This is a genomic window from Paenibacillus sp. A3 (assembly GCF_001399685.1).
In the GTDB taxonomy this organism is placed as follows: Bacteria; Bacillota; Bacilli; order Paenibacillales; family NBRC-103111; genus Paenibacillus_G.
On the sequence record NZ_JTHN01000361.1, the window covers coordinates 1 to 1,409 of the forward strand.

Here is a 1,409-nt window from a genome sequence, read left to right on the forward strand (position 1 = left end):
CGCCCCGGTAAGCCTCACCCACCCCGATCGGACCGAAAAAATTCCGGTATGTCGCTTCGTAGCAAGCAAACCCGATAATTTCTCCGTCCCGTGTAGCAATAAAGCTGCTGACCGGAGAATTGGAAAACGTGACGTCGCATTCGCTCATCCAGCCTTTGCTGAAATTGGTTTGCACCCATTCCAGCACCTGATTTTTTTCGTAAGCTCTCGGACGGCGCACCAGGATGCCCTTCTCGCGCAGTGCGTTAATATAGTCCTCCAACGGAGGCAGCTCATAAAGCCTCACTAATCTGTCCAGCATTTCCACGATCGCTTCACCTCAAAATAATTTTCAATATTACATCGCCGAATATGTCTGCTCGCGCGTCTCCACCGTGACAAGGTTCCGAACCCATTTGCCTTGCCGGATGCGGTAAAGCGTCATGCACGCCTTCACAAGATCTTCCATGATGACCAGAATAAAAATTTGCGGCAAGCTCCATTTCAAGACGAATGCGCCCACTAAAGCAAGCGGAATGCCGATCAGCCATTGTCCGGTAAAATCAATCACCAATCCCGCCTGCAAGTCTCCTCCGCTGCGCAGCACCCCGCTAATCCCGACGGCATTGATCGTTTTCAGCCAAAACGTGAGCGCCATGATCATATACACTTGGAACGCCGTATCGATTAACGAGTCGTCGATCGCCCCGTACAACCCGATAATCGGGCGGTAAAACAACAAGAGCAGCGAACCCAGCGCCAACGACAACAAAAGACTGATTATGAGCATCCCTTTAGCTTGCTCAATTACCGCGATAAAGCGTTGTTGTCCAAGAGTATGTCCCAAAAGCACGGCCGTTGCCGTTGCGCATCCTTGTTCAAAAGCGGCACTGAAAGAATCGACGGTCGCCATCATCGACATAATAGCCAACGCTTCGGTGCCGATCTTTCCGTAAATGACATGATACAAGAAGATTCCCGTAGACCAGATGAAGCCGTTGACGGTAGCCAGCACGGATATTCGGACAAACTGTACTAAACGATCTTTAGTGATATAACGGATGAAATCGTTCGGAACGAACGCCAGGGGGTGTTTTGTGAAGTAAATCATTGCGGTGAGCAGCAAGGCCTCCGCCACACTGCTGATCAGCGTAGCATAGGCAGCCCCCATGATGCCTAACTGGGGAAACCCGGCTTTTCCAAAAATAAGCAGGTAGTTGAGCAGCACATTCAAGGCGACGCCTCCGATGCTGAAGTACATCGCAGTGGAAGCTTGTCCGATGGCTCGAAGACCGACGCCAAACACATTGACAATCGCTAAAAAAATGACGCTTAACGAAATGACGCCCAAAAACTTCGATGCGATTTCGGCAAGATGGCTATCGGAAGTAGCCAGCCCCATAACGACCGCCGGATTGGCGGTAAACAAG

The 1,409-nt window shown here is 50.7% G+C and carries 1 protein-coding gene and 1 pseudogene; both read right to left on the minus strand.

Features of this window, described 5'->3' with window-relative positions; translation table 11 throughout:
- Positions 1 to 307 (minus strand): annotated as a pseudogene (locus QJ48_RS34580) (GNAT family N-acetyltransferase); the annotation flags it as partial.
- 30 nt (positions 308 to 337) lie between these two features.
- Positions 338 to 1,409: MATE family efflux transporter (locus tag QJ48_RS34585; RefSeq protein ID WP_162238615.1), on the minus strand; the 1,072-nt coding region annotated here is incomplete at its 5' end.